Origin of the sequence: Roseburia sp. 1XD42-69 (genome assembly GCF_003612565.1) — a bacterium.
GTDB lineage: Bacteria > Bacillota > Clostridia > Lachnospirales > Lachnospiraceae > Roseburia_B.
Genome location: NZ_RAZG01000210.1, coordinates 1 through 1,448, shown reverse-complemented (window position 1 = coordinate 1,448; position 1,448 = coordinate 1). Strand labels below are relative to the sequence as shown.

At 44.9% G+C, this 1,448-nt stretch carries 1 protein-coding gene; it reads right to left on the bottom strand.

The window, feature by feature from the left end:
- Nucleotides 1-83: 83 nt before the first annotated feature.
- Nucleotides 84-1,331 carry an IS256 family transposase gene (locus D7Y06_RS25130; RefSeq protein ID WP_120410192.1) on the bottom strand — a complete coding sequence of 416 codons (1,248 nt, stop codon included), beginning with the start codon at nt 1,329-1,331 and terminating at the stop codon, nt 84-86.
- Nucleotides 1,332-1,448 lie beyond the last annotated feature (117 nt).

Genomic DNA, 1,448 nt, shown 5'->3' with positions numbered 1-1,448 from the left:
ATCAATAGTCACCTCTTCTGAAGTATGTTCCTGCTTCTGAAAATAATCGTAGTATCTGCTCATGTACAAGTGCCTCCCACTTTTTAGAAATTTTCGTATCTCAGTATGCGTTTCTGGATCTTATCATCCATCGAAAGCTGATTTCTAACCAGTGCCCAGTTTGACACCGGACGGCCGTTCCATTTCTTATACAGTTCTGTGATCCTCAGATATAAGGCTTTCCGGACAGCGTCTTCGCTGGGAAAAGAGCCTTTCTTTGTCACCTTCCTGAAACTGGAATTGACTGATTCTATGGCGTTTGTGGTATACATTACTTTTCGTATGGCACTCCCGTAATTATACAGCTGTTCCACATGCGTCCAGTTGCGGTTCCATACATCTACTGCACCCGGATACTGGCTCCATGCCTGTCTGAACCGTTCAAACTCCGCCTCTGCCGCTTTCAGGCTGGCCGCTCCGTACACCTTTTTGAGCTGGGCGGTAAATGCCTTGTAGTCTTTGGAGGGTATGTATCTGACAGAATTTCGGATCAGGTGCACGATGCACCTCTGTACAGTCACATCCTTAAAAATGGATCTTGCCCCTTCCTCCAGTCCCGACACGCCATCCATGCTGATAAAAAGGATGTCTTCCACACCACGGTTTTTGATCTCGTCAAATATCTGCATCCAGTAATGCTTTCCCTCTGCCTCCCCGATCCAGATGCCAAGGATATCCTTGACCCCATTTATATCATATCCTAAGACCACATATACCGCACAGCTTTTTGTTTCCATATCTTTTCGTATGTTTACATACAGGCAGTCCACAAAGAGGAATGCATAAAACTTCTTAAGGGGACGGTTCTGCCATTCGTTTGCTGTTTCTATTACTTGATCCGTGATATTGGAGATCGTTTCGTGGGATATCTCAAATCCATAGATATCTTCGATCGTATCCGCTATATCACGCTGGCTCATTCCCCTCGCATACATAGACAATACTTTATCTTCAATCCCACTGACATCCTTTGAACGTTTGGGTATGAGCTGCGGGGCGAAAGATCCATCCCGGTCACGGGGCGTGTCGATCTCAACTTCTCCCATTGTGGTCTTTAAACTTTTATGGGTATATCCATTTCTGCGGTTACTGGTTTCTTTATAGCCGTGATCATTTGTCTCATAGCCAAGGTGGCTGTTCATTTCCCCTTGGAGCATTGCTTCAAACATGGGGCCGAAGATATCCCTTAATGCGTCCTGCATATCCTCAGCGGATGCAGGCTGGTACTGGTCGATAATTGCCTGTGCGATAGCTTTGCTGGCTTCGCTTCTTTTGTTTTTACGTGGTGCCATAAGTGCGTTACTCATAATCCTTTCGATTCCTTTCTTTTAATGTACCGCACTTTATCATAAAAATAAAGTGCGTAAGTTTTTGTTACCGGTAACTTACACACTTTATATTACACTCCC